The 803-nt window shown below is 49.7% G+C and carries 1 protein-coding gene; it reads left to right on the top strand.

What is annotated here, in order from left to right; translation table 11 throughout:
* Positions 1–145 precede the first annotated feature (145 nt).
* The gene (locus tag CIK04_RS26870) at positions 146–643 is read left to right on the top strand and encodes a methyl-accepting chemotaxis protein (protein ID WP_325205873.1); all 498 of its coding nucleotides are present in this window, start codon (positions 146–148) and stop codon (positions 641–643) included.
* The last annotated feature ends 160 nt before the right edge of the window (positions 644–803 follow it).

Genomic DNA, 803 nt, shown 5'->3' with positions numbered 1-803 from the left:
CCTCTGATAATGCTCGTGATGGCCGTGTGCTTGTGGCGGCAGTGGCGGAGCAAATGCTGTCTGTGACCGCCGCCGTCAATGAAACGGTTGCTCAGGTCAAAACAGCTAGAGGCCAAAAACGCGCGATATTGGCGGAATCGTCAATATGATCAGCAGTATCTCAGAGCAAACCAACTTGCTCGCGCTGAATGCTGCGATAGAAGCGGCGCGAGCGGGTGAATCTGGACGCGGCTTTGCCGTCGTAGCCGATGAAGTGCGAAGCCTAGCCAAACGTACAGGTGTAAGCAACAACGCAGATCGAGGCGATGCCAAGACAAGAGCAAGCTCAAACCGTTGCCGTGTGACTGCAATGGAAAACACGCAGCCTAAGGTAGAGAGTTGTCAGAAAAACACCGCACAAGCGAGCCAACTGCTGGTGAGCATTGAGCAGCAGTCTCAAGATTCTCTCAATCGAGTGCGTGAGGTTGTCATCGCAACGGATGAACAAGTGGAAGTGGTCCGTGAGCTTGTCGTGGCCATGGAACAGATATCCTGCATGTCGAAGGAGTCTATTCGATCAATGGAGAATAACCAGGTGGCCAGCCAGAATTTGAACGCGCTTTCTGATCATCTCAAACAAGAAGTTGCCTTCTTTAAAGTGTAACGGTCAACGAATACTTGGCCGATAAAATGTAAAAACTCAATCTGTCACCAGGTTGAGTTTTAAAGCACTTAGGTCGTTGTTTCACTTAAGGAGAAAGGCGCCTCAGCCAAACCACTTATTGTTAAATATTGATACTCTGCCTTCCTATGGTGCGAGCAAA

It is taken from the genome of Vibrio sp. 03_296 (genome assembly GCF_002265885.1).
This window is presented reverse-complemented; position numbering and strand designations above follow the sequence as displayed.